The organism is Ferroplasma sp. (genome assembly GCF_037442045.1).
Taxonomy (GTDB): Archaea; Thermoplasmatota; Thermoplasmata; order Thermoplasmatales; family Thermoplasmataceae; genus Ferroplasma.
The window spans coordinates 1-3425 of the sequence record NZ_JBBIRC010000077.1; the positions used below are offsets into that span (position 1 = coordinate 1).

Here is a 3425-nt window from a genome sequence, read left to right on the forward strand (position 1 = left end):
ATTCAAAATGTACAGTACATTGCTGATAGAAGATATGGACTATATTTCTGTTATAACAATCAATAAGCCGGATAAACTTAATGCACTTGGGAATGATGTTAGATCCGAACTCTTAAAGGCATTTAAGCACTTCAACGAAGACCCGAATAAACGCATAGCAATATTGACTGGAAAAGGCAGGGCATTTTCTGCAGGTGCTGACCTGTCATTAAACGGTGATTCAAAAGTGGATATAGAAGAAGAATTATCAAGTTCGTTTCATCCACTTTTAAAGGAGATAATTAACAGCAAAAAAATCTTTATATCTGCAATAAATGGTACGGCGGCCGGGGCAGGCATAAGCCTTGCAATGGCATGTGATATGGTTTTCGCATCAAAAGAAGCAAAGTTTATTATGGGTTTTCAGGGCATAGGGCTTGCTCCTGATACCGGGCTTATTCTGATACTCTCAAGGCTTGCAGGTGCAAAAATACGCCCATATCTGCTTTTCGGAGGCAACTTTAATGGCTCTGAAGCCAGTGAAATGGGCCTTGTAAATCTCTCAGGCAATCCATTATCGGATGCAATAAAAACAGCCCAGAAACTGTCTAGAGGCCCATACATGGCATATTCAACGTCAAAACTGCTTGTGAACAAAGCACTGTATTACGATATGGATAATTTCCTGAAAGACGAAAGCAAATTGCAAAATGAACTTTCTGCCACCCATGATTTCATTGAGGGCATATCCTCTTTTAGCCAAAAGCGTGAACCAGAATTTAACGGGATGTAATTATATTAATTAAATGTAAAATCTAAATAAATTACACTATTTTCGTTTTTGCAAATTAATATGTTTTGATTGAGTTATACATATTATCCCTTTCTACCGGTATCATATTAATCTGTTTAATCGAATTGATAATAAATTCTTTTCTTAAATTGCCCACCTGTTTTCCAGTAGCCGGTATGACCTTCTCATCATATATTGTTCCTCCCCAATCATTGGCACCAAACAATATTGCCATCTGAGCCATTTGCATGCCATTGGTTAGCCACGAACTCTGTATTACAGGCAATTCTTTGTTAAAAACTATTCTGGCAATTGCAATGTTTTTAATTACTGATATTCCACCTGTCCTGTATTTATATCCTTCTCTGGCAAGCTCTGTATTTCCAGGTTCAAAATTCCATGGCGTAAATGATAAAAATCCATGATATTTTTTCTGCAATTCAAGTATTGAAAGAAGATGATGAGCTTTATCCATAGAAGTTTCAAGATGGCCAAACATCATTGTAGCTGATGTATGTATTCCAAGTTTGTGCGCCTCTTCCATAATATCCAGCCATTCTTTGCCGCTGGATTCTGGCCTGCCCATTTTTTTTCTTACACTTCCATCAAGGATTTCACCACCTGCTCCGGGAATTGTTTGAAGCCCATTTTCCCTTAATTTTATCAGCAAATCTTTTACCGGTACATGTGCTTTCAGTGAAATAAAATGAAGTTCAGATGTGGATAGCCCGTGTATTCCCAATCCTGGAAATTCATCCCTTATCCTGCTGAAAAGACCGGTATAATAATCAAGGTTCAGAAATGAATTAACACCTCCCTGAATAAGAAGCTGTTTTATTCCATACGGTTCATAATACTTTTTAATTTCATTAACAACATCGTCTATGGAAAGTGTATATGCATCACTGTCATCCTGTTTCCTGTAAAAAGCACAGAAATGGCAGCGCACATTACATATATTTGTATAATTTAATATGAGATTGGAAACAAATGAAACCTTATTTCCTGAGATTTCGTCTGTTATGCCTCTTGCAAGTTTTCCAAGATCTTTTAAATTTGCAGAATCATAAAGTGAAACAATTTCATTTTCATCCAGGGTATCACCATTTTTAACCTTATTTTTTATGCTGTCCATATAACTGTAAGAAATCATATTATATCATCACTTTATTCAATAAATATGTATCTCATTTAAAAATTTTTAGCCAAAAACAATGTAAATTAAAACAAGTTAAATCATTCATTAAGTTTGTCTGCGAATTCTATGGTTTTCAGAACACTATCATTGAAAGAATAATCCATAACTCTATAGTATTCTTCCATTAATTCTTTTTTAACGTTAAACTTTAAATAATTTCTTTCAACAGCTTCATGAATGTACTTTTTTGAATCTTTAATATGCTGGTCAAGGCCTTTTATTTTATCTTCATCAATTTCATTTAAGGATGCTGAAACTGCATAAACCGGTTCCATTTCATATAATTTTGAAAATTCAAGGCCAATATCCAGTATTATATTTGCTGTTCCTGAATATGCTTTTATTGCATCATCGCCTATTACAAGCGCATAATCGGAATCCTTTAAAAGATTTTCAGAATCTGTATATTCCGATTCTTTTATTTCATAATTTATCCCCATTTTTTGAAGCACAAGTTCCATATAAAATTCGGTGGTTTTTGTAAGCGATGTAACATTTATTTTTATGTTATCTTTAAGATATTTATATTTCGATACCAGTATTGTTGATATGCTGTTTGCTTTTGTATGTATATTCATGCTTTTTATTAATTTCAATTTATCTTTATTTTTTAGATATGTAACAAGTGATACCATTCCTATCTCAGTTTTGCCATTTATAACATCAAAATAATTTTCCTTAGCACTTTTTCTTGTAATTTCTTCAGCAGAAAATGTCATGGCAAGTGGATCTGAATGTGATAAATTAATAATATTTATCATATTAATAATACTCCTTTATGTTGTAAAATGTGTCTCTCAGTGCCGGAATCTTTCCAGTTTCTTCTATTAAATGGTTTAATTCTTCAACGCTGCCTGATGTATGCCTGTTTGTTGCACCAAAAACCTTCTCGCTGAATGCTGTACCAACAAGGTCACTGCCACCTGACATTAAAGCTATCTGTGCCAGCTCCTTTCCAAGTGCCACCCAGTAAACACTCACATTTCTTATGGATTTTCCAAGTATTGCCCTTGCAAGAGCATATACTCTTATGTCTTTATCGCCAGATGCTGCCATTCTAACTTTCCCCATTTTATATAATGGTGTATTTTCTATGCTGAATTTTAATGGTATAAACGATAGGAATCCGGGCTGCTCCAACTGATTGTCTCTTAATCTTATCATGTGGTTTATAATATCATCATAATCCTCTACAGTGCCATAAGTCATTGTTGAGTTTCCTTGAATCCCCATGGCATGTATTATTTTTGCATCCTCAAGCCATTTCTCGCCTGAAATTTTCTCAGGGGTTGTTATTTGTTTTCTAATCTTCTCATTGAATATTTCTGCTCCGCCACCTGTATGTGCATCCATGCCTGCATTTCTGAACCTTTCCAGAATTTCAGGAATTGAATTTTTTGTTGTCCTTGCTATAAAATCTATTTCTGGTATTGTAAATGTTTTCAGAGTAATATC

The 3425-nt window shown here is 34.3% G+C and carries 3 protein-coding genes and 1 pseudogene; 1 reads left to right on the forward strand and 3 read right to left on the reverse strand.

Going from position 1 to position 3425, the window contains the following annotated elements; genetic code table 11:
- Positions 1 to 772 (forward strand): enoyl-CoA hydratase-related protein (locus tag WKI77_RS07395; protein WP_337861185.1); only part of this gene is annotated, 772 nt, incomplete at its 5' end.
- Positions 773 to 827: 55 nt separating this feature from the next.
- Here WKI77_RS07395 and WKI77_RS07400 read toward each other — a convergent pair.
- The 3 genes and pseudogenes from WKI77_RS07400 to WKI77_RS07410 all read right to left on the reverse strand — a co-directional run.
- Positions 828 to 1925, reverse strand: coding sequence for a CofH family radical SAM protein (locus WKI77_RS07400; protein WP_337861186.1), 1098 nt, complete (start codon positions 1923 to 1925; stop codon positions 828 to 830).
- An 83-nt stretch (positions 1926 to 2008) separates the two neighbouring features.
- Complete coding sequence (locus WKI77_RS07405; protein WP_337861187.1) at positions 2009 to 2731, reverse strand: MqnA/MqnD/SBP family protein; 723 nt, start codon at positions 2729 to 2731, stop codon at positions 2009 to 2011.
- Position 2732: 1 nt separating this feature from the next.
- Positions 2733 to 3425 (reverse strand): annotated as a pseudogene (locus WKI77_RS07410) (radical SAM protein); the annotation flags it as partial.